We start from the raw sequence: 21,008 nt of genomic DNA on the forward strand, positions 1-21,008 counted from the left end.
ATCTGCTAGGCTCTTAGGGGTATGCGTCTTTTCTTTGGCGAGCGGGATACCCCTTACGAGGAGGCCCGGGTGGTGGTCCTGCCCGTGCCCTACGACCTTTCCCTCTCCTTCTTGCCGGGGGCGAGGCGGGGCCCTGAGGCTATCTTGCTGGCCAGCCGGGAGCTGGAGCCTTTTCTCTTGGAGCTCGAGGTGGCCCCGGAGGAGGTGGGCATCCATGCGGCGGAGCCGGTGCCCTGGGTGGCGGGAAGCGCCGAGGAAAGCCACGCTCTGATCCGGGAAGCCGCCCTCGCCCATCTTCGGGCGGGCAAGTTCCTGGTGGCCCTGGGGGGGACCATTCCATCACCCACCCCCTGGTCCAGGCCCACCGGGAGGCCTTGGGGGCGTTTTCCCTTCTCCACATCGATGCGCACGCCGACCTTTACCCTGAGTGGCAAGGCTCGGTGTACTCCCATGCCTCGCCCTTTTTCCGCTTGCTGGGGGAGGGTTTCCCCTTGGTCCAGGTGGGGATCCGGGCCATGGATCAGGATTCCTTGGCCTTGGCCAGGGGGAAAGGGGTGGCCCTATTCCCCGCTCACCGCCTGCACCGCGAGGGCCTTCCCTTAAGGGAGATCCTCGAGGCCTTGGGGGAGAGGGTGTACATCAGCCTGGACTTTGACGCCCTGGATCCCAGCGTTATGCCCAGCGTGGGCACTCCCTTGCCCGGGGGGCTTTCCTACCGCCTGGTGGTGGACCTTCTGGAGGCGGTCTTCCGAGAAAAGGAAGTGGTGGGCATGGACTTCGTGGAGCTTTCCCCCAACGGCCAGTTCCATGCGGAGATGACCGCGGCCCAGCTGGTCTATCACGCCATTGGCCTGAAGGGCCTGCAGGCAGGGTGGCTCGAGGCCAGGGGCCTGTAGGCTACATTTCCTTCCCCCGCCTGCCGGTAGCCTGGGAACAGGATGCCCTGGCTCCTGGGCGTGCTCCTCCTGGGGGTGGGCCTGGCCCAGCCCCTCACCCTGCCCGACCTCTGGGAGAGGGCTTATGGGGAGGGGGGGTTCCGGGTGGAACGGGTCTTGGAGAGAAACCCCCGTTTCACCCGGGTGCTTTTCTCCTATCTTTCCGATGGGCTTCGGGTGTACGGATTTGCCAACCTGCCTTTGGGCCAGGGGCCCTTTCCCGTGGTGGTGGTGCTTCACGGGTATGTGGAGCCGAGCCGCTACCGGACCCTGGCCTACACCACTCCCTACGCCGACTTTTTGGCGGAGGCAGGGTACCTGGTCCTTCACCCCAACTACCGGGGCCACCCCCCCTCGGAGGGGAGGCCCGCCATGGGCCTGCGCCACGTCTATGCGGTGGATGTGCTGAACCTGCTGGCCGAGGTGCGCAAGGGCGTCCTGCCCCAGGCGGATGGGCGGTGCATCGGCCTCTTCGGCCACTCCATGGGTGGGGGGATTGCCCAGCTGGTGGCCCTGGTGGATCCCCGCCTGAAGGGCGTGGTGCTTTACGGGAGCATGAGCGGGGACGAGAGGCGGAATCTGGAGCGAATCCGCTACTGGTCGGGGGGTACTCGAGGCCGGGAGCTTCTCACCCTTCCTCCCAAAACCCTGGAGGAGGCTTCCGCCTGGACCTACCTGGACAGGCTTTCCGTGCCCTTCAGCGTCCACCACGGGACCCAAGACGCCCAGGTGCCCCCGGAGTGGTCATGGGAGCTTTGCCGCAGGCTTAAGTCCTTGGGGAAGCCGGTGGAATGCTTTAGCTACCCGGCGGGCCACCTCTTCCGCGGTCCGGTGGACCGGGCGTTCCGGCAAAGGGTCCTGGCCTTTTTCGGGCGGGTCTTGCGGTAACCTTGGGCCATGCAGGCCTTTTTTGAGAACCTCGAGGCCCTCTTCTTCGCCCTTGCCTTCGGCAGCGTGGTCTTTGGCCTTCTAGCCCGCCTGCTGGGGGTGCGGCGCACCTGGCCCTTCTTCCTGCTGGCTGCCCTTTGGCTGGTCCTTGGCTTCCTCCTTCGGTTAGAATAGCCCTTCGTGGCCAAGCACGTGGTTTCCGTGTCCCTGGGGGCTAGCCGTCGGGACTCCGTGGTCCAGGTGGAGCTCCTTGGGGAGGAAGTGGTGTTGGAAAGGCGGGGCACGGATGGGGACTTCCAGAAAGCCTTGCGCCTCATTGCTGAGCTGGATGGAAAGGTGGACGCCATCGGCCTCGGGGGCATTGACCTCTACCTTTGGGCAGGGGGGCGGCGCTACACCATCCGGGATGCCAAAAGGCTTAAGGAGGCGGCCCGTAAAACCCTGGTGGTGGATGGCTCGGGCCTCAAGCACACCCTGGAGCGCCGGGCGGTGGCCCAGCTGGCGGAGCTGATAGACTGGAAGGATACTAAGGTGCTTCTGCCCTCCGCCGTGGACCGCTTCGGCCTGGCCGAGGCCTTGCACGAGGCCGGGGCCAAGGTTCTTTACGGGGACTTCATCTTTGCCCTGGGTTTACCCATACCCCTTTACTCCCTCTCCTTCCTGCAGAAACTGGCCTTCGTCCTCCTCCCGGTACTTACCCAGCTTCCTTTCCAGCTCCTTTACCCCACGGGGGAAAAGCAGGAGAAGCGGGCGGTGGACTGGCGAAGCCGCTACTACACCTGGGCGGACCTGGTGGCGGGGGACTGGCACTACATCAAGCGGCACATGCCCGACGAGATGCGGGGGAAGGTGGTGCTCACCAACACCACCACGGAGGAGGACGTGGCCTTTTTGCGGAAGAGGGGGGTGAAACGCCTCATCACCACCACCCCTCGCTTGAACGGGCGAAGCTTTGGCACCAATGTCATGGAGGCCCTTTTGGTGGCCCTGGCCGGGCGGGAGCTTGGGGAAGAGGAGTACCTCCGGTATATTGACCTCTTAGGGCTTAGGCCCCAGGTCCTGGACCTACAGGAGGAAGCATGATCAGCGTGACCGACCTTAGACCCGGAACCAAGGTGAAGATGGAGGGCGGCCTTTGGGAGTGCGTGGAGTACCAGCACCAGAAGATCGGCCGCGGGGGGGCCAAGGTGGTGGCCAAGTTCAAGAACCTGGAGACGGGAGCTACCATTGAGCGCACCTTTAACTCCGGGGAGAAGCTGGAAGACATCTACGTGGAAACCCGGGAGCTCCAGTACCTGTACCAGGAGGGGGACGACCTGGTCTTCATGGACCTGGAGACCTACGAGCAGTTCCACCTGCCCAAGGATCAGGTGGAGGCGGCCCGGTTTCTCAAGGAGGGCATGACCGTTCTGGGGGATATGTACGAGGGGCGCCCCCTGAAGATTACCCCGCCCACCGTGGTGGAACTCAAGGTGGTGGACACCCCCCCGGGGGTGCGGGGGGATACGGTCTCCGGCGGGAGCAAGCCCGCCACCTTGGAAACGGGAGCGGTGGTGCAGGTGCCCCTTTTCGTGGAACCTGGCGAGGTCATCAAGGTGGATACCCGCACGGGCCAGTACGTGGGCCGGGCCTAGGCCAGGATAAGGGGCCTGGGTGAATCCCAGGCCCCTCTTGCTTCCGGTATATTTTGACCGGGTACAAAAGCTGTTTCGTGGGCACATGGGGTAAGCTTTATGCCGCGAGGTGTACCCATGACGCCCAAGGAGCTGAAACAGATCCTGCAGGCCCTGGTGGAGCACGGGGTGAGCGAGCTCACCCTGGAAACCCCGGATTACAAGCTGACCGTGCGCCGAGGAGGCGAGGTGCAGGTGGTGGCCTTGCCGCAAGGGGTAACCACCCCTCCGGCCCCGCCTCCCTCCTTGCCCACCCCCACTGCTTTTGGCGTTCCCGCCCCTGCGGATTTGGCTCCGGCAGCCGGAGCCCCGGGCCTCGAGGCCCAGGAGGCCAAGGGAGCCAAGGAGGCTAAGGAGGCTAAGGAGGAGTGTGCGGGTTGCGTGGAGGTGAGGGCCCCCATTGTGGGTACCTTCTACCGGGCACCGGCCCCGGATGCCCCCCCTTACGTGGAGGAAGGGGACCGGGTGGAAAAGGGACAGGTGCTCTGCATCATCGAGGCGATGAAGCTCATGAACGAGATCGAGTCGGAGGTTTCCGGGATCGTCAAGAAGATCCTGGTGAAAAACGGGGAACCCGTGGAGTACGGGCAGCCCCTCTTCCTGATCCAGCCGCTATGAAGAAGGTCTTAATCGCCAACCGGGGCGAGATCGCCTTGAGGATTATCCGGGCCGCCAAGGAGTTAGGGATCAAGACCGTGGTGGCCCACTCCACCGCCGACGAGAAGAGCCTTCCCGTGCTCCTGGCGGACGAGGCCATCTGCATCGGGCCTCCGCCTTCCGGGCAGAGCTACCTGAACATCCCCAACCTGCTCTCCGCAGCCATCGTGACCGGGGCCGACGCCATCCACCCCGGCTACGGCTTCCTGGCGGAGAACGCCACCTTCGCCGAGATGTGCCGGGACCACGGCATCACCTTCATCGGTCCCACCCCGGAGAACATGCGGGCCCTTGGGGACAAGGCCACCGCCAGGAAGGTGGCGCGGGAGGCGGGGGTGCCCACGGTGCCGGGGACGGACGAGCTGGGGAGCGTGGAGGAGGCCAAACGGGCCGCCCAGGAAATCGGCTATCCCGTGATCCTTAAAGCCTCCGCCGGGGGCGGGGGCCGGGGGATGCGGGTGGTGCACACCGAAGAGGAGCTGGAAAGGGCCATCCAGCAGGCCCAGGAGGAGGCCCGGGCCGCCTTTGGCAACCCGGCCGTCTACCTGGAGAAGTACATCGAGGAGCCCAAGCACATTGAGATCCAGGTCCTCGGGGATGGGGAGAACGTTATCCACCTTTGGGAACGGGACTGCTCCATCCAGCGCCGGCACCAGAAGCTCCTGGAGGAGGCTCCCAGCACCTTGCCCCTGGAAACCCGGAAGGCCATCGCCGAGGCGGCGGCCCGCCTGGCCCGGCACGTGGGGTATGTGTCTGCGGGTACCCTGGAGTTCCTGGTGGATAAGGAGGGGAACTTCTACTTCATCGAGATGAACACCCGCATCCAGGTGGAACATCCCGTGACCGAGATGATCACGGGCATTGACCTGGTGCAGGCCCAGTTCCGGATCGCCATGGGGGAGAAGCTTTGGCTCAAGCAGGGGGAGGTGGAGGTGCGGGGGCATGCCATAGAGGTGCGCGTCAACGCCGAGGATCCGGAGAAGGGCTTCAGGCCCTCCATAGGCAAGGTGGAAACCCTACTTTTCCCTGGGGGGCCGGGGATCCGGGTGGACAGCCACCTCTATGCGGGCTACCAGATCCCGCCCCACTACGACAGCCTGATCGCCAAGATCATCGCCTGGGCTCCCACCCGTGAGGAGGCCATCCGGCGCATGGAAAGGGCCCTTGCCGAGACGGTGATCGAGGGACCCGGCCTGAAGACCACCATCCCCTTCCACCAGAGGGTGCTGCAGAACGCCTTCTTCCGCCGGGGGGCGGTCTACACCAACTTCGTGGCCCGGCGGATGGAGATGTAGACTGGGCGTGTGATGGTGGAGTACGAGATCAGCGACCATGCCCTCGAGGGGCTGGTGGCCCATGCCCTTTCCGACCTCCAGGGGGTGCGGCTCTTGGAAACCGCTCCCCGCTCCCTGGGGGAGGTTTTCCGCCGCATGAAGCCCATCAAGGTGGAGCGCACCCCGGAGGGGTTCACGGTGGACCTGGTGCTCTCCGTGGACTACGGGGTTTCCATTCCCGAGGCGGCCCAGGCGGTGCAAAAAGCCGTAGCGGAAGCCCTTTACCTGGCCACAGGGGAGAAGGTGCAGGCGGTGAACCTCACCGTGGCCCAGGTGGAGTACCGGAAGGAGGCCCATGCTTAGGCGAGCCAGGGAACTGGCCATGCGGGCCTTGTTCGCCCATACCCAGGGGGGGTGGATCTGGAGGAGGCCTTCCGCCACGCCCTGGAAGAGATGGGAGGCGAGGAGGACTCTTATGGGGATCCCCTGGACCAGGAGGGCATGGCCTTCGCCCGGCGCTTGCTGGAGGGATACAAGGTTCATGCGCAAGAGGTGGACCAGGTGCTACGGGATACGGTGGAGGGCTGGGACTTCGCCCAGATGTCCAAAACCGACCTCACGGTGTTGCGCCTGGCAGCTTACGAGATGCTCTACGAGCCCACTCCCTTCGCCCCTCTGATCGAGGTGGCGGTGAAGATCGCCAACCGCTACGGGGGAGAGCACTCGGGAGCGTTTGTCAACGGGGTGCTGGGCCGCTTGTACCGGCGGATCCAGGGGGGTGAGCTGAAGGCGGTGCCCAAGGAGGACTGAGATGACCCTTGCCCGTACCCTTTCCGGCCATGAGGTGGCGGAGACCGTGTATCGGGAGCTGAGGGAAACCCTTGGCTCCCTGCCCTTTGTGCCCTCCCTCAGGGTGATCCGCCTGGGAGAGGATCCCGCCTCGGTGTCCTACGTGCGCCTTAAGGACAAGAGGGCCAGGGAGCTTGGCCTTTTGAGCCAGGTGGAGGTGTTCCCCGCGGATACCCCGGAGGAAGCCCTTCTCGGGCGCATAGAGGCCCTTAACCAGGACCCGGAGGTGGATGGCATCCTGGTCCAGCTCCCCTTGCCCGCTCACATCCACACGGAGCGGGTTTTGGAGGCCATCTCTCCCCTTAAGGATGTGGATGGCTTCCATCCCCTCAACGTGGGGAAGCTTTGGAGCGGGGGTGAGGGGCTTTTCCCCTGCACGCCCTTGGGTATCGTCCGCCTGCTCAAGCATTACGGGGTGGAGCTAAGGGGCAAGGAGGTGGTGGTGCTGGGCCGGTCCAACATTGTGGGGAAGCCCCTGGCAGGCCTCCTCCTGCGGGAGGACGCCACGGTGACCGTGGCCCATTCCCGTACCCGGAACCTTCCCGAGGTGACCCGGCGGGCGGAGGTGCTGGTGGTGGCGGTGGGGCGGCCCCATTTGGTGCCAAAGGAGTGGGTGCGTCCTGGTGCCGTGGTGGTGGACGTGGGGGTGAACCGGGTGGGGGGTAAGCTTCTTGGCGATGTTCACCCCGAGGTGGCCGAGGTGGCCTCCGCCCTCACCCCCGTGCCCGGGGGCGTGGGGCCCATGACCGTGGCCATGCTGATGGCCAATACCGTGAAGGCGGCGTTGCTTAGGCGGCATGGAGCTCCTCGCTAACCAGGTCTTTTGGACAGCCATCCTGGCCAACTTCTTGGCCCAGACCCTGAAGCTTTTCCTCTATTACCTGCTGGAGGGGCGGTTCCAGTGGGAACGTTTCCTGGAAACCGGGGGGATGCCCAGCTCCCACTCCGCCACCGTCAGCGCCTTGGCCATGGGGGTGGGCTTCCAGGAGGGTTTTGGCAGCACCCTGTTTGCTGTGGCCGCCGTCTTCGCCCTCATCGTCATGTACGACGCCACGGGAATCCGCCGGGCGGCTGGCCTGCACGCCCAGCTCCTAAACCAGTTGGTTCAGGAACTGCAACAGGTGCTGGAGAAAGGCCCTGCCCCAGAGCCCCTTAAGGAACTTTTGGGCCACACTTACCTCGAGGTCCTGGTGGGGGCCTTGCTCGGCGCCTTGGTGGCCTTCCTCAGCTTTCACCTTTTCCCGGCGGCGTAAAAGGCCAGAGTCTGTCCCAAAAGGAAGACGAGAAGCCCAAGCACGGGGGAGAGGAAGAAGGTGAAGAAGCTCACGAATAGGGCCAGCACCAGGGGCAGCAAGGGCTTCTTAAAGCGGTGGAAGACCCACAGGTTCAAAAGGCCGAAGAAGAGGAGGACGCCGAAGGCAACCGTTTCCACGGGGCTTTATTGTACGCCCTTGCCAGCTTGCCGGGATGGGGTAAACTTTTACCGAGTATAAGGAGGTTGCACCCATGCTGACGCTACCGGAGAAGATCCTCTTTATCCTGCTCCTTTTGGTAAGCCTTTACTACGCCTACACGGGCTTTCGCCGCGTGTATCTGGCCATCCGAAGGGGACGGCCGGAGGAACGCTTTGACCGCCTGCCCGAGCGCATTGGCCGGGCCCTTTGGCTTACCCTTACGCAGCAGACCGTTTTCAAGAGGCGGCCTCTGGTTTCCCTCCTCCACGCCTTCGTCTTCTACGGCTTCATCTACTACCTCCTGGTCAACCTGGTGGACCTTCTGGAGGGGTACTTCCCCCTGCACACCCAAGGAGGGCTTTGGAACGCCTATAACCTCGTGGCCGATCTCCTCACCGCCGCCATCCTAGTGGGCATCCTGGGGCTCATGCTTCGCCGCTACCTTCTCGCACCCCAGGATTTCACCTGGAATCCCAAGGTGCCTCTCCACGAACGGGTACGCCAGGGAATCCCCCGGGATTCGGCCATCGTGGGGGCCTTCATCACCTTCCACGTGGGAAGCCGCCTGCTTTCCAAGGCGGCGGGCCTGGCCCAAGGGGAGCCCGACCCCTTCCAGCCGGTGGCCAGCTTTCTGGCCATGGTTTTTTCGGGGCTTTCTCCTGGAGCCTTAGTGGCCATGGAGCATTTCTTCTGGTGGGGTGCTTTGGGCTCCATTCTCCTCTTCCTTCCCTACTTTCCCCGCTCCAAGCACATCCACCTGATGATGGGCCCCATCAACCTGGCCTTCCACCAGGAGAAGCCCGGGGCCCTTAGGCCCTTAGACTTTGAGAAGGAGGAGGAAAAGTTTGGGGCGGAGAAGCTGGAAGACCTCTCCTGGAAGCGGCTTCTGGACGCCTATGCCTGTATCATGTGCAACCGCTGTCAGGAGGCCTGCCCTGCTTACACCACGGGAAAGGCCCTCTCCCCGGCGGCCATCGTCATCTCCGAGCGGTACGAACTGAATGAGATCCTCCCGGCCTTTGCCAGCGGGCAGGAAAGCCCGAGGCCCCTCATGGACTTCGCCCTGAACGAGGAGGCCCTTTGGGCCTGCACCACCTGCATGGCCTGCGTGGAGGTCTGCCCGGTGGGCAACGAGCCCATGCTTCACATCCTGGATGTGCGCCGGGCCAAGGTGCTCATGGAAGGGGAGTTCCCTCAGGAGCTTAACAATGCCTTCCGGGGCATGGAGCGCTCGGGCAACCCCTGGGGCATCGGCCAGGACAAGCGCCTGGACTGGGCCGAGGGGCTTAGCGTACCCACGGTGGAGGAAAAGCCCCACCTCGAGGTCCTCTACTGGGTGGGGTGTGCGGCCAGCTATGACCCCCGGGCGCAGAAGATCGCCCGGAGCATGGTGGAGATCCTAAACGCCTCCGGGGTGGATTGGGCGGTTTTGGGCAAGAGGGAAAAGTGCACTGGGGATTCCGCCAGGCGGGCGGGGAACGAGTACCTCTTCTTCCAGCTGGCCACGGAGAACGTGGAAACCCTAAACCAGGTGGCTCCTAAAACCATCGTCACCACCTGCCCCCACTGCTTCCACACCCTGGGCAACGAGTACAAGGCCTTTGGCGGGGAGTACCGGGTGGTGCACCACTCGGAGTTCATCGCCGAGCTTCTACAAAGCGGTAGGCTTCAGGTGTCCGAGGAAACCAAGAAGGTGGTCTTCCACGATCCTTGCTACCTGGGCCGTCACAACGGGGTTTACGAGGCTCCCAGGGATGTGCTCAAGGAGGTAGGTTTCCAGCTTTTGGAGCCCCCCCGGAACCGGGAGCGAAGCTTCTGCTGTGGGGCGGGCGGAGCCCAGTTCTGGAAGGAGGAGGAGCCTGGGGCCATGCGGGTTTCGGAAAACCGCTACCGGGAGCTTAAGGGCACGGGGGCGGAGGTCATCGCCACGGGGTGCCCCTTCTGCATGGCCATGATGAACGTGGAGGCGGCCCAGGACGAGAAGCCCCCGGAGGTTTTGGATATCGCCGAGCTGGTGGCCCGGGGCCTTAGGGCTTAGGATTTTGATAGGCGGCGAAGACCCGGTAGCCCTCCATCCACCCCTCCCCGAAGGCCCGCAGCACGAGGCCTGGGGGAGGGGTGAGGAGTTCGTAGGGCTCCCAGTAGAAAGGACTTTCCGGCCTGTGGCGCCGCACGGCTTCCCGGCGGCTGAAGCCTTCCACCAGGAGAAGCCCCCCTGGGGTTAAGAGGGGAGGAAGGGCTTTGAGAAGGGGGCGGTTTACGTAATAGCTCATAAGGATGGCGGCGAAGGGGCCTTTGGGAAGGTGCGTAAGGGCGTTGGGGGCCTCGAGGTCTAGCTCCACCAGGGTCAGGCCGCGGATGCCTTTAAGCTTTCTTAGGGCCTCGCGGCTCCTTTCCACCAGGACCACGGGATGACCCCTGTCCAGGAAGTAAAGGGCGTTCCTGCCCAAGCCTCCCGCCAGGTCCAGGACCGAGCCCTTGGGGGCGAAGGGGCCGTAGGCCCGCACTACCTGGGCGGGGGCCCGCTCCAGGGCAGCTTGGCGGTAAAACGCATCCCAGTCCCTAGGCATGCTTGCGTAAAGCCAGAAGGCTTCCCCCCAAGAGGATGAGGAAGGTTACGCCCCAGAAGGCGGGTTTCGGCAGGTGCCAGGCCAGCTCCGGGCGGTGCAGGAGTTCCGCCAAGGTGGCGCTTCCTTCCAAGAGGAGCTTGACCCCGGCCCAGCCCACCAGAGCGTAGGCCACCTTCTCCAGGCTGGGATAGCGTTCCATCACCGTCACCACATAGCTCGCGGCCAGGCGGATGAAGAGGATGCCCAGGGCCACCCCCAGGAAGACCAGAAGGAGGTCCTTGGAAAAGGCTACCACCGCCAGGATGGAGTCCACGGCGAAGGCTAAGTCCACCAGGTTGATGAGGAGGACCACCCGCCAGAACTCCCGGGCGGTAGCCTCGGGCAAGGGCTTGGCCTCCGAATGGTCGCGGAAGTGCTGGAGCATGAGAAAGAGGAGGTAAAGCCCTCCCAGCACCTGGACCCACCAGAGACGTATGACGTACACGGCAAAAAGAAGGGCCAGGCCCCTTAGCAGGTAGGCCCCCAGGACCCCGTAGAAGAGGGCCTTGCGGCGCAGGTGGGTGGGCAGGGGTTTGACCATCACCGCCAGGACCAAGGCGTTGTCCCCGGATAGGAGAGCCTCGAGGGCCGCCACGGAAAGGAGCACCAGAAAGGCTTCCGGATTCATGCCTCCCCCAGCAGGTAGCGAAGCCCTGGGGCCAGGGCCTGCTTCCACGTTATCCAGTTGTGCCCCGAGGCCCTTTCCCGGTAGGCGTGGGGAACCTTGCGGTCAGCCAGGAGGGCGGCGAAGCGTCGGGCTGGGGCCAGGAGCCATTCCAAAAGGCCCACCTCCAGATAGATGCGGGGCAAAACCTGGGCCTCAGCGTATTGTTCCCAAAGCCACTCCCGGTCCCGGTAGGCATCGGTGCCGCCCGGGTGGGCCTTTAGGGCCGGGGAGAGGGCGAGGACCTTTGGGAAGCGGCTCGGGTGGCGCAGGGCCTGCCACAAGGAGAAAAGGCCTCCTAGGGAAGCCCCCACCAGGAGGATCTCCCCCAAGGGGTCCTTGCTGCGTTCCACTTCCCCTAGCACCCGGTGGAACTCCTCCTCGTAGGCTTCCGAAAAGCGGTACTCCCGGTTGCGGTCTATGGGCTCCACGAAAACCAGGCGCACCGGGGGGATTTCGCCTGCCTCCACCAGGGCCTGGGCCACCTTGTGGAGGCCTGCGGTGCGGTAGAAGGCCACCCCGTCCTGGGCCACCAGGGTGGCCTTGGGACTTGTCCCGGCTTCGGCCACGTAGAAGCGCCTTTCCCCCAGGCGGTGCCGCTCTACCCTGGGTTCTTCCCTGGGCTCGGGGGGGGCTTCAAAGCGGTGGCCGGGAAGGCGGACGGCCCGGGGGTAGGTCCACCAGGGATTGTCGGCCCTTTCCGGGTTGTCCGGGTCGGGGAAGGGCCTACCCTGTTCGTCCAGGAAGGCGTATTCCACATAGGCCCCTTCCGGGAACTCCAGGGTGATGGGGCCTTGAAGGGGGATGGGGTTCCTTTCCCAGTCGGTGAAATCCCCTATCAGGGCCCTGGCCTGGGCCGGGGGAAAGAAGGTGATGGTGCGCTTAGAAACCCGTACCACGGGAATACTCTACCCGGGCCTGGGGCGGACCTAAAGCTTCTCCAGCTCCGGGTAGAGGAGAAGGAGCTCTTCCTCCGTCAGGGCTTCGCCTTCCCTTTCAGGGGTCCAGGAGAGGTAAGCCGCCAGGAGGGTGAAGGAACTGGATCCCGCTAGGTCCATGAGGACCTCCCTGGCCAGGGACCGGGTCAAGGGGGATCGGGGAGGGAGGAGCCTGCGGTCGGCGAGGAGGAGGCTTACCACCAGGTAGCGCCCGCCGGGCTCCACCTGGGCCTGGTATGCCTCCACCGCTTGCTTCTTCCCCTCGAAGTGGCGGAAGGTTTCCTGGTACTTGCTCCTTTCCTCCAGCATCCAGGCGTCGAACCGGGCCAGGACCTCCTCCTCGGAACCCGCCGCCACCTGGTAATCCCCAAAGCGCCAGGCAGGCTCCTCCCTGAGGAGCAAGAGGGCCGCCTCGTCCAGCAGGTCGGCGAGGCCCTTGGCCGAGGTGGTGTCCGCTTCCTCAGCCAGCTGCCTTAGCGCCTTTTGCACCTGGGGGCGGGCCAGGAGGGCCAGGCGCAACCTGGCCGCGCTGGCGGTGGGCCCTTCCCCCGCCTGGCGGAGCCCCCGCACCATGTAGGCGGTCACCAAGACCAAACCCAAGACCACCAGGACGGGTACAATGCCTAGGCTTCCCCCTCCCCCGGGATAGACCACCACCGGACCAGGATACGGGGGATAGGAGGGGGCCGGGCTTGGGAAGACCGGGGCTGGCCCCGGGCTCATGGGAGGTGGGGTGGGGCTGTAGGGACGCCCACCTGCGCCGCCCCCGCTCTTCTGGGCCAGGGCCAAGGAGAGAGCCAGGAGAAGGAGCCAAATGAGGCGGCGCATGGCCTTCAGCATACTCCAGGGCCGGGAGGCTTTGTGCTAAAACCAACGATGCAGTAAACTTGATATAGGTAGGCTTAGGCTATGGACGAGAAGGGAGAAAGGAGGAAAACCATGCTGCCAGAGACCTTGCCCGTCTGCCCGGTGAGGGGGTCGGTCATCTACCCCACCATGGTCATGCCCATTGACGCGGGGAGGCCCGTTTCCATCCGGGCCATTGACGAGGCCTTGGCCCGGGAGCGGGTCTTGCTTATCGTGAGCCAGAAGGACAAGGAGGTGGAAAACCCCAAGCCCTCGGACCTCTACGAGGTGGGTACCGCCTGCAACATCCTCAAGATGCGCAAGAACCCGGACGGCTCCGTCCAGGTGCTGGTGCAGGCCTTTGCCCGGGTGCGGGTCCGGGAGTGGTTGGACCTGGGGGACCACCTCGAGGCCAAGGGGGAGGTGCTCTCCGATGAACCCGCTGACCCCACCTTGGTCAAGGCCCTGGTGCGGGAGGTAAAGGACAAGTTCCAGGCCCTCCTTAAGGAGGGCAAGTACCTGGCTCCCGAGGTGGCCCAGTTCGTCTTGAACCTGGAAGACCCGAGCCAGCTCGCCGATTACATCGCCTTTCACATGGACTTCCGCCTGGAGGACAAGCAGAGGGTTTTGGAAACCCCTAATGTGGCGGAGAGGCTGAAGCGGGTTTTGGTTCTCCTCGAGGCGGAGCTGGAGCTCATCGAAACGCAAAGGCGCATCCAGCAGCAGGTCAAGGAGGAAATCGACCGCAACCAGCGGGAGTACTTCCTGCGGGAGCAGATGAAGGCCATCCAGCGGGAGCTCCACGGCGAGGAAGGGGCGGAAGAGGTGGAGGAGTTCCGCAGAAAGGTGGAGGAACTCAACCTGCCCCCCGTGGTGCGGCAGGAGGTGGAGCGGGAGCTCAACCGCTTCGCTCGCATGCACCCCGATTCCGCCGAGGCCAGCGTCATCCGCACTTACCTGGACTGGATCGTGAACCTGCCCTGGAACACCCGCACCGAGGACAACCTGGATCTAAACCGGGCCAAGGAGATCCTGGAAAGGGACCACTACGGCCTGGAGAAGGTGAAGGACCGGGTCCTGGAGTACCTGGCGGTGCGGAAGCTCAAGGCGGAGCGGGCCAAGCGGGGGGAAATCCCACCGGACGAGGTGAACAAGGGGCCCATCCTCCTCTTCGTGGGGCCTCCTGGAGTGGGGAAGACCTCCATCGCCAAGAGTATCGCCGAGGCCCTGGGCCGCAAGTACGTGCGGATCTCTTTAGGTGGCGTGCGGGATGAATCCGACATCCGGGGGCACCGACGCACCTACATCGGGGCCATGCCGGGGCGCATCGTCCAAGGCCTGCGCCAGGCAGGCACCAAGAACCCCGTCTTTCTCCTGGACGAGGTGGACAAGCTGGGCATCTCCTACCAGGGGGACCCGGCGGCGGCGCTTTTGGAGGTTCTGGATCCCGCCCAGAACAAGGAGTTCGTGGACCACTACCTGGGGGTGCCCTTTGACCTCTCCGAGGTGATGTTCATCTGCACCGCCAACTTCCCCCAGAACATCCCCGCCCCCCTCTGGGACCGGATGGAGGCCATCGAGTTCACCAGCTACATCGAGCAGGAAAAGCTGGAGATCGCCAAGCGTTACCTCCTGCCCCGGCAGATGCGGGAAACCGGCCTTACCGAGGGCCAGGTGGTGATCACGGAAGCAGCCCTCATGCGCCTCATCACCCACTACACCCGGGAGGCGGGGGTGCGCCAGCTGGAGCGGGAGATCGGCTCCCTTTTGCGCAAGGCGGCCCGGCAGATCCTGGAGGAGGGCAAGCGGCGGGTGCGCATCACGGAGAAGGACCTGGAGCGGTACCTGGGCCCGCCCCGCTACTTGCCGGAAACCGAGGCCCGCGAGCCCCAGGTGGGGGTGGCCACGGGCATGTACTACACCCCGGTGGGGGGAGACATCATGTTCGTGGAGGTTTCCGTGATGCCCGGCAAGGGAAACCTGATCCTCACCGGGCAGCTTGGGGATGTGATGAAGGAGTCGGCGCGGGCGGCCCTTTCCTACGCCAAGCGGAACGCCGAGCGCTTCGGCATCCCCTTGAAGCGCTTTGAGGAGTCCGACATCCACATCCACGTGCCGGCAGGGGCCATTCCCAAGGAAGGGCCTTCGGCTGGGGTGGCCATCGTGAGCGCCTTGGTCAGCGCCCTCACGGAGGTGCCCGTCCGCCACGACATCGCCATGACCGGGGAGATCACCCTCACGGGCAGGGTGCTTCCCATCGGCGGGGTGAAGGAGAAGGTGCTGGGGGCCAGGCGGGCGGGGATTAGGGAGGTGATCCTGCCCAAGCAGAACGAGCCCGACCTCGCCGACATCCCCAAGCCCTTGCGCCAGAACATGACCTTCCACTTCGTGGAGCATCTGGACCAGGTTCTGGACCTGTCCCTGGTGGGCGGGCTCAAGGCCTTGGAGCATAGGGCCCGGGAGGCCAAGAGGTCCAGGGCACGGTCCAAAAAGGAAGTGGTGGCCCATGCCTAGGGGTAGCCTCTAGCGGGTAAAAGGGGTCCCCTTTCTCCCCGCCGGGTGGCTTGCCCGGCGGGGCTTGGTTCCTATTCAGGGGGAGTCCTCCAGGGCCTTTTGGTACACCTCCAGGTAGGCCTGGGTGATCCTTTCGGGGTGAAAGCGGGCGATGGCGTACTCCCGGGCAGCCTTGCGCATGCTGGAAAGTCTGGGATGGGCGAGGAGGTCCAGCACCGCTTGGGCGAAGCCTTCCAGGTCCCCAAGCTCCACCAGCCGCCCCACCTCGGGCCGTACCAGCTCGGGAACTCCTCCCACGGCGGTGGCCACCACGGGAACCCCACTGGCCAGGGCCTCGAGGGCCGCCTGCCCGAAGGATTCCTCCTCCGAGGCCAGCAGGAAAAGATCGGCGGCTCCCAGGATTTCCTCGGGATGGGGGGTGGGGGGGTGGAAGGTGACAAAGCGTTCCACCCCGAGCTCCTCCGCAACCCGCTTCGCCTCCCCTTCCTCCGGTCCCTTCCCCAGAAGAAGGAGCCGGGCCTGCACCTTCCTCCGTACCTTGGCAAAGGCCCGCACGATATCTGGCACCCTTTTGATGGGGCGGAAGTTGGAGGCGTGCACCAAAAGCCACTCCCCTTCCTCTGCGTAGAGCTTCTTGCGCTCCGGCCTGGGGTGGAAGCGGTCCGGGTCCACGGCGTTATGGATGACCACGGGGTTAACCCCGAAGGCCTTCTGCGCTTCCTGGGCTAGGGCCCGGCTCACCGCCGTGGTGGCCTTGGCCCTTTGGAGGGCCTTCCGGGTGGGTCCGTGGAAGGCCGGGTCCATGCCCAGCACCGAGACATCGGTGCCGTGGAGGGTATGCACCAGGGGGAGTTCCTCGCCAAGCCCCAGGTAGGCGGCGGCGGCGTGGGGGATGGCGTAGTGGGTGTGAACCAGCTCCAAGCTCAGCCGCCTGGCCTCCCGCTCCAGCACCCCCGCCAGGGAGAGGGTGTAGAGGGGGCCGGGGAAGACGGGGTAAAAGGGCAGGTCCACGGGGATGTAGACCACAGGGCTATCCTTGGGCAGGCGGAAGGGCCTTTCCGTGGCGAAAAGGTAAACCCGGTGGCCCATCTGGGTCAGGCGGTGGGCCAACTCCGTGGCCACGATGCCGCTACCCCCGAGGCCGGGGTAGGCCACCAGGCCCAGCCTCAGCACCCTCACGCCCAAACCCGCAAAAGGGGAAGGGAGAGAACCCATCCCCCCGGACCCTTGCCCATGGGAGACGCACCTTCAGGATGTTCCCCGATTGGTTGGCCAAAGAAGGTCATGCCTCCAGTTTACCGTAGGGGACGAGGAGCGCTCAGGGCCGCCAGCCTGAGGGGCTTGCGGGATAAGGAGGGTTGGCCCCGCGGGAAACCTCGAGGCGGAATAGCCGCGAGAGGAGGACCACGCCCCCCGTGGTTTGAGCCTGGGTAAGGGCCTGGTGCAGGAGTTGGGAAAGCTCCAGGAGGAAGCGGTCCTGCCGCTCCTTGGGCACAGGAAGGGCCCCAAAGGTGAAGCAGGCGGGGTTCGCCACCGGGCAGTGGGGTTCAAGCCTTAGCTTCCCCCCCAGGAAGTAGACCCGCCAGGCCCCGAGGTCCACCTGGTATCCCGCGCGCAGGTGGTCCTGGTACTGGCTGGAAAGCTTGCGCCAAAGCTCCTGGGCTTCCTTGCCCGAAGGGCCAAGGGTGTACCGCCACTCCCGGGCTCCCGCCTGGGTTAGGGTTTGGCTGCGGGTAAGCCGCCAGTCTTGGGCCAGGGCCCCAGGTAGGGCCAGGAGGGCCAGGATCGCCAGCCACCTGGATATCCACATGCCCATGCCTTTAGGGTGCCATGACGGGGGCAAGGGGCATGTGAGGAATGGGCCTGAGCTTTGGGATGCCCATAGCCTCCTCAGAGGTTTCTTAGGATTTCCTCCCCCTCCTCCATGTAGGTATCCCAGGGAATTAACACGTACTCCTGGCCTGAATGGGCGGCGTAGTAGGGGAGGTCCAGGCGGAGGGGTAGGCGCACCTGCTGAAGCTCCTGCACCAGAGCGGGAGGGGGTTTTAGGTAAACACGGGGACGGAGCCTTTCCAGAAGAAGACTCAGGCGGAAAACCCAGAGGGTTTTCCCGTTCCCCTTCCGGTGAGAGGCTCCCTGGTGCTTGAGGGGCTTCATGGCTCAGTTCCTTTGGACCTTCTTGTTTAGGAAGTCCAGGAGCAGGTACCGGCCGATGTTGCCGGGGTGGGTGAGGTAGGCCTTGCCCCGGGTGATCTGGGAAAGCTTCTTCACGAAGGCCAGGAGTTCCGGTTCCCGGGCCAGCATAAAGGTGTGGATGGGTATGCCTTCCTTGCGGGCCAGGGTGGCTTCCTTTAGGGTTTCCGCCAGGATCACGGGGTCAAGGCCCCAGGCGTTTTTATAGATCTCCCCGCTGGGAAGGGTGATGGCCGAGGGCTTGCCGTCGGTGATGAGGATGATCTGCCGCATCTCCCCGCCTATCTTTTTCAAGAGGGTCCTGGCCAGCTCCAGCCCCGCCTTGGTGTTGGTGTGGTAAGGGCCCACCTGGGCCAGGGGGAGCCGGGAAAGGGGGATCTCCTCGGCGGTGTCGTGGAAGAGGACGAAGCGCACCCGGTCCCCGGGGTACTGGGTGCGGATCAGATGGGCCAAGGCCAGGGCCACCTTCTTGGCAGGGGTGAAGCGGTCCTCCCCGTAGAGGATCATGGAGTGGGAGCAGTCTAAGAGGACCACGGTGCTCATGCTGGCCGTGTACTCGGAGAGGTCGATGACCAGGTCCCCGTGGGAGAGCTCCGTAAGTCCCTTGGCCATGGCCTTTTTGAGGGTTTCGGGCACGTTGAGCTCCAAGGGGTCTCCCCACTCCCACTCCTTGGTTTCCCCTGTCTTCTCCACCCCTGGGGCGTGGTGGGGGGTGGGGTGGAGCCCAGGAGCGTTTCGGCCCAGAGCCCCCAGGAGCTCCCGGAGGCTTTTTAGGCCCAGGAAATCCGAGGCCTTTTCCGTGAGCTCAAAGCGGGCCTCACCCGCCTCGCCCTTGTACCCGCCTTGGGCGGGGTTGGTGGGATCTTCTCCAGGAAGGCGGATATACCCGGCTTCACGGAGCTTTTCCATCATGCGGGTAATGGCCTGATGGAGCCGGGTTTCCTCCTTGTGGTCGGCGAAGCGGGCTTCCCTAAGCCAGTCCTCCGGCACCAACTCGTTTTTGAGGAGGGCCTCGAGAAGCGCATCGTAGAGATCCTCCAGGGTGGGCTGTCGCTCGGGGTCGGGGTCGTAGCGCTGGAAGGGATCGGAAAACCCGGAGTCCAGGAGGAAGTCCTCGAGGAGGCTCAGGATCTCCTCGGGGGAGAGGTCCTCGAGGCTTCCCTCGTAGCGGCTATAGCGAATGGCCTTCATTCATCCTCCTCAGCACCTGGCCCATAAGCTCCGTATGGCTTCTTACTTGTCTCGCTCCAGGCTAGTTGCCATAGCTCCGCGTCCTCTCCGCCGCCTGGTAGCTCATTTCTCCCCGGGCCAGCTTCCTCCTCCCTACGAGCCCCTCCAGGACGAACTCCGCCGCCGAAAGAAGCACCTCAGGCTCCTGGCTTTCCGCCAGGGCCCTTGCCGCCTCCAGGAGGCCCGGAACCTCCTCCATGGCGTTTAGGGCTTCCTCCACGCTTCCCTCGGGCAGGGTGAGGAGGTTTCCCTCTTCAAAATAGGCCACGATGGCCTCGGTCCGCAGGCGGTAGCGGGGGAGGACCATGCCAAAGGCCCTTTGCACCAGGTCCCGGGCCACCTTTTCCGCCCCCTGTAGCTCCCCCTCGTACTCCAGTTCCAGCTTCCCGGTGATGGCGGGAAGCCCCGCATACAGATCCAGGGGGCGGGCCACGGGCCTGGTGCCCTGAAGAAGAGCCTGCCTTTCGGCGCTGGCGGCCACCACTTCCAGAAGGCTTATGGAAAGGCGCTGGGAAACGCCGGCCGTCTGGTCCACCCGGCGGTCCTCCCGGGCGGCGAAGGCCACCGCTTCCACGGAAAGGCGGATCCACTCGGGGAGGACCACTTCTTCCGGTACGTAGGCTTCCTGGGCGCTGATCCTAAGGCCCTCCTCGAGGGTTTTGGGGTAATGGGTGCGGATCTCGCTGCCGATGCGGTCTTTGAGGGGGGTAACGATCCGTCCCCTGGCCGTGTAGTCCTGGGGATTGGCGGTGAACACCAGCCAGACATCCAAGGGCAGGCGGATGGGGTAGCCCCTTATCTGCACGTCTCCTTCCTCGAGGATGTTGAACAGGGCCACCTGCACCTTGGGGGCCAGGTCCGCCAGCTCGTTCACCGCAAAGATGCCCCGGTTGGCCCGGGGAAGAAGGCCAAAGTGGATGCTTTCCAGGTCCGCCATCCCCGTTCCCTTGCGGGCTGCCTTGATGGGGTCCATGTCCCCCAGGAGGTCGGCCACGGTGGTGTCGGGGGTAGCCAGTTTCTCCACATAGCGCTCCTCCCGGGTTATCCAGACGATGGGAGCTTCGTCTCCGGCCTCCTCCAGAAGCCGCTTCCCTTCCGGCGAGATGGGTCTTAGGGGGTTATCCCTAAGTTCCGTGGCCAGGGCGGGGATTTCCTCGTCCAGAAGGTTAACCAAGCTGCGAAGGATGCGGCTTTTGGCCTGGCCCCGGGTGCCCAGAAGGATGAAGTTTTGCTTGGCCAGGATGGCCTGGACCAAGGCGGGGATGACGGTGTCCTCGTACCCGTGGATGCCTGGGAAAAGCCTTTCCCCCTTGCGGAGCTTTTCCTTAAGGTTTTCCCGGGCCTCGTCCTTGACGGTGCGCTTGAGCTTATCCAAGGGATAGGTGCGCCGGAGTTCGCCGAGGGTCTTGGCCTTCACCCCTCCAGTTTAGGGCCAGAGGGAGTTAGGGATTTGTGGCGGAGGGTGGCAAGGGATTAGCATGGGGGCGTGAACCGGGCGAGGGACTGGGTGGAACAAGCCAGGTACAACCTGCGCCATGCCATAGGAAGCCTGGGCCTCGAGGACTACGCCTGGGCTTGCTTTGCTTCCCAGCAGGCTGCGGAAGCAGCGCTGAAAGGGCTCCATCTCGCCCGAGGCCAAGTGGCTTGGGGACACTCTATCCAGGATCTCCTGGGCGGTTTGCCAGGGGAGATAGAGGTGCCGGAAGAGCTCTTGGAGGCAGCCAAGGTTTTGGACAAGTATTACATCCCCACCTGGTATCCCGACGCCCACCCCGCAGGACCTGCCGCCAGGGCCTATACCCGTGGGGAGGCGGAGGAGGCCATCCGCTTGGCAGAGAAGGTTCTAAGGTTTGTGGAGGAGGTGTTGTGATGCGGATTTTTCCCTTTGATCCGCAGGCCCGCCGTGCGGAGTTGGAACAGGTGACAGCCAGGTTGGCTGAGCGGCCGGAGGTCCTGGCGGTGGTCCTCTTCGGCTCCTTAGCCCGGGGGGAGGCCACGGCCATGAGCGACGCGGACCTCTTTGTCCTTTTGGAAAGCTCCCCCCTGCCCTTCCCCGAGCGCCTGGTCCTCTACCGGCCGGAGGGGATCCGGGGGGTGGAGGTCTTTCCCTACACCTGGGAGGAAGCGGTAAAGGGTCTTTCGGAGGGGCAAGGCCTGGTTCATGCGGCTTTGAAGGAGGGTATTCCCCTTTTTGAACGGGAAGGGGCCTGGGCTCGCCTGAGGGGCCTGGCATCCTTCCCCTCATAACCCTCGCCTAACGCCCTTCTCATCCCCTAGGGGTAAG

Annotated in this window: 23 protein-coding genes and 2 pseudogenes; 15 read left to right on the forward strand and 10 right to left on the reverse strand. The window is 64.5% G+C overall.

Translation table 11 applies throughout. The features are described 5' to 3' along the window. Nucleotides 1-21: 21 nt before the first annotated feature. From speB to EBI04_RS01645, 11 genes and pseudogenes are all read left to right on the forward strand, one after another. A pseudogene (gene speB, locus EBI04_RS01600) lies at nucleotides 22-896 on the forward strand (agmatinase). 42 nt (nucleotides 897-938) lie between these two features. Further along, nucleotides 939-1,823, forward strand: coding sequence for an alpha/beta hydrolase family protein (locus tag EBI04_RS01605; RefSeq protein ID WP_135255762.1), 885 nt, complete (start codon nucleotides 939-941; stop codon nucleotides 1,821-1,823). 9 nt (nucleotides 1,824-1,832) lie between these two features. After that, the gene (locus tag EBI04_RS13105) at nucleotides 1,833-1,997 is read left to right on the forward strand and encodes a hypothetical protein (RefSeq protein ID WP_015716877.1); all 165 of its coding nucleotides are present in this window, start codon (nucleotides 1,833-1,835) and stop codon (nucleotides 1,995-1,997) included. Between the two features lie 6 nt (nucleotides 1,998-2,003). Beyond that, the gene (locus tag EBI04_RS01610; RefSeq protein ID WP_135255763.1) at nucleotides 2,004-2,906 is read left to right on the forward strand and encodes a DUF8754 domain-containing protein; all 903 of its coding nucleotides are present in this window, start codon (nucleotides 2,004-2,006) and stop codon (nucleotides 2,904-2,906) included. Further along, a complete protein-coding gene (gene efp / locus EBI04_RS01615; RefSeq protein WP_015716879.1) occupies nucleotides 2,903-3,457 on the forward strand; it encodes an elongation factor P in 555 nt (184 codons plus the stop codon). Before EBI04_RS01610 ends, efp begins: the two co-directional genes overlap by 4 nt. A 117-nt stretch (nucleotides 3,458-3,574) precedes the next feature. Then, nucleotides 3,575-4,114, forward strand: coding sequence for an acetyl-CoA carboxylase biotin carboxyl carrier protein (gene accB / locus EBI04_RS01620; RefSeq protein ID WP_135255764.1), 540 nt, complete (start codon nucleotides 3,575-3,577; stop codon nucleotides 4,112-4,114). Then, nucleotides 4,111-5,448 (forward strand): acetyl-CoA carboxylase biotin carboxylase subunit, encoded by a 1,338-nt coding sequence (gene accC / locus EBI04_RS01625; protein ID WP_135255765.1) that lies wholly within the window; start codon nucleotides 4,111-4,113, stop codon nucleotides 5,446-5,448. The genes accB and accC overlap by 4 nt, the downstream gene beginning before the upstream one ends. 12 nt (nucleotides 5,449-5,460) lie before the next feature. Next, nucleotides 5,461-5,790 carry an Asp23/Gls24 family envelope stress response protein gene (locus EBI04_RS01630; protein ID WP_015716882.1) on the forward strand — a complete coding sequence of 110 codons (330 nt, stop codon included), beginning with the start codon at nucleotides 5,461-5,463 and terminating at the stop codon, nucleotides 5,788-5,790. After that, a pseudogene (gene nusB / locus EBI04_RS01635) lies at nucleotides 5,783-6,237 on the forward strand (transcription antitermination factor NusB). Before EBI04_RS01630 ends, nusB begins: the two are co-directional and overlap by 8 nt. 1 nt (nucleotide 6,238) lies before the next feature. Further along, nucleotides 6,239-7,090, forward strand: a complete 852-nt coding sequence (locus EBI04_RS01640) for a tetrahydrofolate dehydrogenase/cyclohydrolase catalytic domain-containing protein (RefSeq protein ID WP_135255766.1) — start codon at nucleotides 6,239-6,241, stop codon at nucleotides 7,088-7,090. Beyond that, nucleotides 7,074-7,529: a divergent PAP2 family protein gene (locus tag EBI04_RS01645; RefSeq protein ID WP_135255767.1), complete on the forward strand. Its 456-nt coding sequence runs from the start codon at nucleotides 7,074-7,076 to the stop codon at nucleotides 7,527-7,529. Before EBI04_RS01640 ends, EBI04_RS01645 begins: the two co-directional genes overlap by 17 nt. Here EBI04_RS01645 and EBI04_RS01650 read toward each other — a convergent pair. Beyond that, the gene (locus tag EBI04_RS01650; protein ID WP_135255768.1) at nucleotides 7,508-7,708 is read right to left on the reverse strand and encodes a hypothetical protein; all 201 of its coding nucleotides are present in this window, start codon (nucleotides 7,706-7,708) and stop codon (nucleotides 7,508-7,510) included. The two genes, EBI04_RS01645 and EBI04_RS01650, sit on opposite strands and share 22 nt — an antisense overlap. 74 nt (nucleotides 7,709-7,782) lie before the next feature. Between EBI04_RS01650 and EBI04_RS01655 the strand changes: the two genes are divergently transcribed. Continuing rightward, a complete protein-coding gene (locus EBI04_RS01655; RefSeq protein ID WP_135255769.1) occupies nucleotides 7,783-9,768 on the forward strand; it encodes a (Fe-S)-binding protein in 1,986 nt (661 codons plus the stop codon). Here the strand turns inward: EBI04_RS01655 and EBI04_RS01660 are convergent. Genes EBI04_RS01660 through EBI04_RS01675 form a run of 4 tightly spaced genes read right to left on the reverse strand, consistent with a single transcriptional unit; the run spans nucleotide 9,758 to nucleotide 12,769 of the window. Beyond that, nucleotides 9,758-10,300 (reverse strand): class I SAM-dependent methyltransferase, encoded by a 543-nt coding sequence (locus EBI04_RS01660; RefSeq protein WP_135255770.1) that lies wholly within the window; start codon nucleotides 10,298-10,300, stop codon nucleotides 9,758-9,760. The genes EBI04_RS01655 and EBI04_RS01660 overlap by 11 nt on opposite strands. Next, entirely contained in the window at nucleotides 10,293-10,967 is a 675-nt protein-coding gene (locus tag EBI04_RS01665) for a TerC family protein (protein ID WP_135255771.1), read from the reverse strand. Before EBI04_RS01665 ends, EBI04_RS01660 begins: the two co-directional genes overlap by 8 nt. Continuing rightward, nucleotides 10,964-11,902 (reverse strand): alpha/beta hydrolase-fold protein, encoded by a 939-nt coding sequence (locus EBI04_RS01670; RefSeq protein WP_135255772.1) that lies wholly within the window; start codon nucleotides 11,900-11,902, stop codon nucleotides 10,964-10,966. Before EBI04_RS01670 ends, EBI04_RS01665 begins: the two co-directional genes overlap by 4 nt. Before the next feature lie 30 nt (nucleotides 11,903-11,932). Beyond that, nucleotides 11,933-12,769, reverse strand: coding sequence for a DUF1517 domain-containing protein (locus EBI04_RS01675; protein WP_167481856.1), 837 nt, complete (start codon nucleotides 12,767-12,769; stop codon nucleotides 11,933-11,935). A 111-nt stretch (nucleotides 12,770-12,880) separates the two neighbouring features. Here EBI04_RS01675 and lon point away from each other — a divergent pair, with 111 nt between their 5' ends. Beyond that, nucleotides 12,881-15,301 carry an endopeptidase La gene (gene lon, locus EBI04_RS01680; RefSeq protein ID WP_135257838.1) on the forward strand — a complete coding sequence of 807 codons (2,421 nt, stop codon included), beginning with the start codon at nucleotides 12,881-12,883 and terminating at the stop codon, nucleotides 15,299-15,301. A gap of 75 nt (nucleotides 15,302-15,376) precedes the next feature. On the opposite strand, the gene bshA is transcribed toward lon, so the two are convergent. The 5 genes from bshA to EBI04_RS01705 form a co-directional block, all read right to left on the reverse strand. Next, nucleotides 15,377-16,516, reverse strand: a complete 1,140-nt coding sequence (gene bshA / locus EBI04_RS01685; RefSeq protein ID WP_206202052.1) for an N-acetyl-alpha-D-glucosaminyl L-malate synthase BshA — start codon at nucleotides 16,514-16,516, stop codon at nucleotides 15,377-15,379. A gap of 103 nt (nucleotides 16,517-16,619) precedes the next feature. After that, entirely contained in the window at nucleotides 16,620-17,117 is a 498-nt protein-coding gene (locus EBI04_RS01690; protein ID WP_135255775.1) for a hypothetical protein, read from the reverse strand. A gap of 74 nt (nucleotides 17,118-17,191) precedes the next feature. Continuing rightward, nucleotides 17,192-17,458, reverse strand: a complete 267-nt coding sequence (locus EBI04_RS01695) for a hypothetical protein (RefSeq protein ID WP_135255776.1) — start codon at nucleotides 17,456-17,458, stop codon at nucleotides 17,192-17,194. Between the two features lie 3 nt (nucleotides 17,459-17,461). Beyond that, on the reverse strand, nucleotides 17,462-18,685 hold the full coding sequence (locus tag EBI04_RS01700) for a vWA domain-containing protein (RefSeq protein ID WP_135255777.1): 1,224 nt from the start codon (nucleotides 18,683-18,685) through the stop codon (nucleotides 17,462-17,464). A gap of 61 nt (nucleotides 18,686-18,746) precedes the next feature. Beyond that, on the reverse strand, nucleotides 18,747-20,141 hold the full coding sequence (locus EBI04_RS01705) for a sigma 54-interacting transcriptional regulator (RefSeq protein ID WP_135255778.1): 1,395 nt from the start codon (nucleotides 20,139-20,141) through the stop codon (nucleotides 18,747-18,749). Nucleotides 20,142-20,210: 69 nt separating this feature from the next. Between EBI04_RS01705 and EBI04_RS01710 the strand changes: the two genes are divergently transcribed. Together EBI04_RS01710 and EBI04_RS01715 are read left to right on the forward strand one after the other, a co-directional pair. Further along, complete coding sequence (locus EBI04_RS01710; RefSeq protein ID WP_135255779.1) at nucleotides 20,211-20,594, forward strand: HEPN domain-containing protein; 384 nt, start codon at nucleotides 20,211-20,213, stop codon at nucleotides 20,592-20,594. Beyond that, nucleotides 20,591-20,971 carry a nucleotidyltransferase domain-containing protein gene (locus tag EBI04_RS01715; RefSeq protein WP_167481857.1) on the forward strand — a complete coding sequence of 127 codons (381 nt, stop codon included), beginning with the start codon at nucleotides 20,591-20,593 and terminating at the stop codon, nucleotides 20,969-20,971. Before EBI04_RS01710 ends, EBI04_RS01715 begins: the two co-directional genes overlap by 4 nt. Nucleotides 20,972-21,008 lie beyond the last annotated feature (37 nt).

Source organism: Thermus caldilimi, assembly GCF_004684245.1.
Classification (GTDB): domain Bacteria; phylum Deinococcota; class Deinococci; order Deinococcales; family Thermaceae; genus Thermus; species Thermus caldilimi.

Coding starts and splice junctions, on each gene's coding strand:
- EBI04_RS01695 (WP_135255776.1), bottom strand. CDS start 17,458: ATGAAGCCCCTCAAGCACCAGGGAGCCTCTCACCGGAAGGGGAACGGG.
- EBI04_RS01700 (WP_135255777.1), bottom strand. CDS start 18,685: ATGAAGGCCATTCGCTATAGCCGCTACGAGGGAAGCCTCGAGGACCTC.
- EBI04_RS01655 (WP_135255769.1), top strand. CDS start 7,783: ATGCTGACGCTACCGGAGAAGATCCTCTTTATCCTGCTCCTTTTGGTA.
- accC (WP_135255765.1), top strand. CDS start 4,111: ATGAAGAAGGTCTTAATCGCCAACCGGGGCGAGATCGCCTTGAGGATT.
- EBI04_RS01645 (WP_135255767.1), top strand. CDS start 7,074: ATGGAGCTCCTCGCTAACCAGGTCTTTTGGACAGCCATCCTGGCCAAC.
- bshA (WP_206202052.1), bottom strand. CDS start 16,516: ATGGGTTCTCTCCCTTCCCCTTTTGCGGGTTTGGGCGTGAGGGTGCTG.
- EBI04_RS13105 (WP_015716877.1), top strand. CDS start 1,833: ATGCAGGCCTTTTTTGAGAACCTCGAGGCCCTCTTCTTCGCCCTTGCC.
- EBI04_RS01605 (WP_135255762.1), top strand. CDS start 939: ATGCCCTGGCTCCTGGGCGTGCTCCTCCTGGGGGTGGGCCTGGCCCAG.
- EBI04_RS01690 (WP_135255775.1), bottom strand. CDS start 17,117: ATGGGCATGTGGATATCCAGGTGGCTGGCGATCCTGGCCCTCCTGGCC.
- EBI04_RS01630 (WP_015716882.1), top strand. CDS start 5,461: ATGGTGGAGTACGAGATCAGCGACCATGCCCTCGAGGGGCTGGTGGCC.
- accB (WP_135255764.1), top strand. CDS start 3,575: ATGACGCCCAAGGAGCTGAAACAGATCCTGCAGGCCCTGGTGGAGCAC.
- EBI04_RS01665 (WP_135255771.1), bottom strand. CDS start 10,967: ATGAATCCGGAAGCCTTTCTGGTGCTCCTTTCCGTGGCGGCCCTCGAG.
- EBI04_RS01675 (WP_167481856.1), bottom strand. CDS start 12,769: ATGCGCCGCCTCATTTGGCTCCTTCTCCTGGCTCTCTCCTTGGCCCTG.
- EBI04_RS01660 (WP_135255770.1), bottom strand. CDS start 10,300: ATGCCTAGGGACTGGGATGCGTTTTACCGCCAAGCTGCCCTGGAGCGG.
- EBI04_RS01640 (WP_135255766.1), top strand. CDS start 6,239: ATGACCCTTGCCCGTACCCTTTCCGGCCATGAGGTGGCGGAGACCGTG.
- lon (WP_135257838.1), top strand. CDS start 12,881: ATGCTGCCAGAGACCTTGCCCGTCTGCCCGGTGAGGGGGTCGGTCATC.
- efp (WP_015716879.1), top strand. CDS start 2,903: ATGATCAGCGTGACCGACCTTAGACCCGGAACCAAGGTGAAGATGGAG.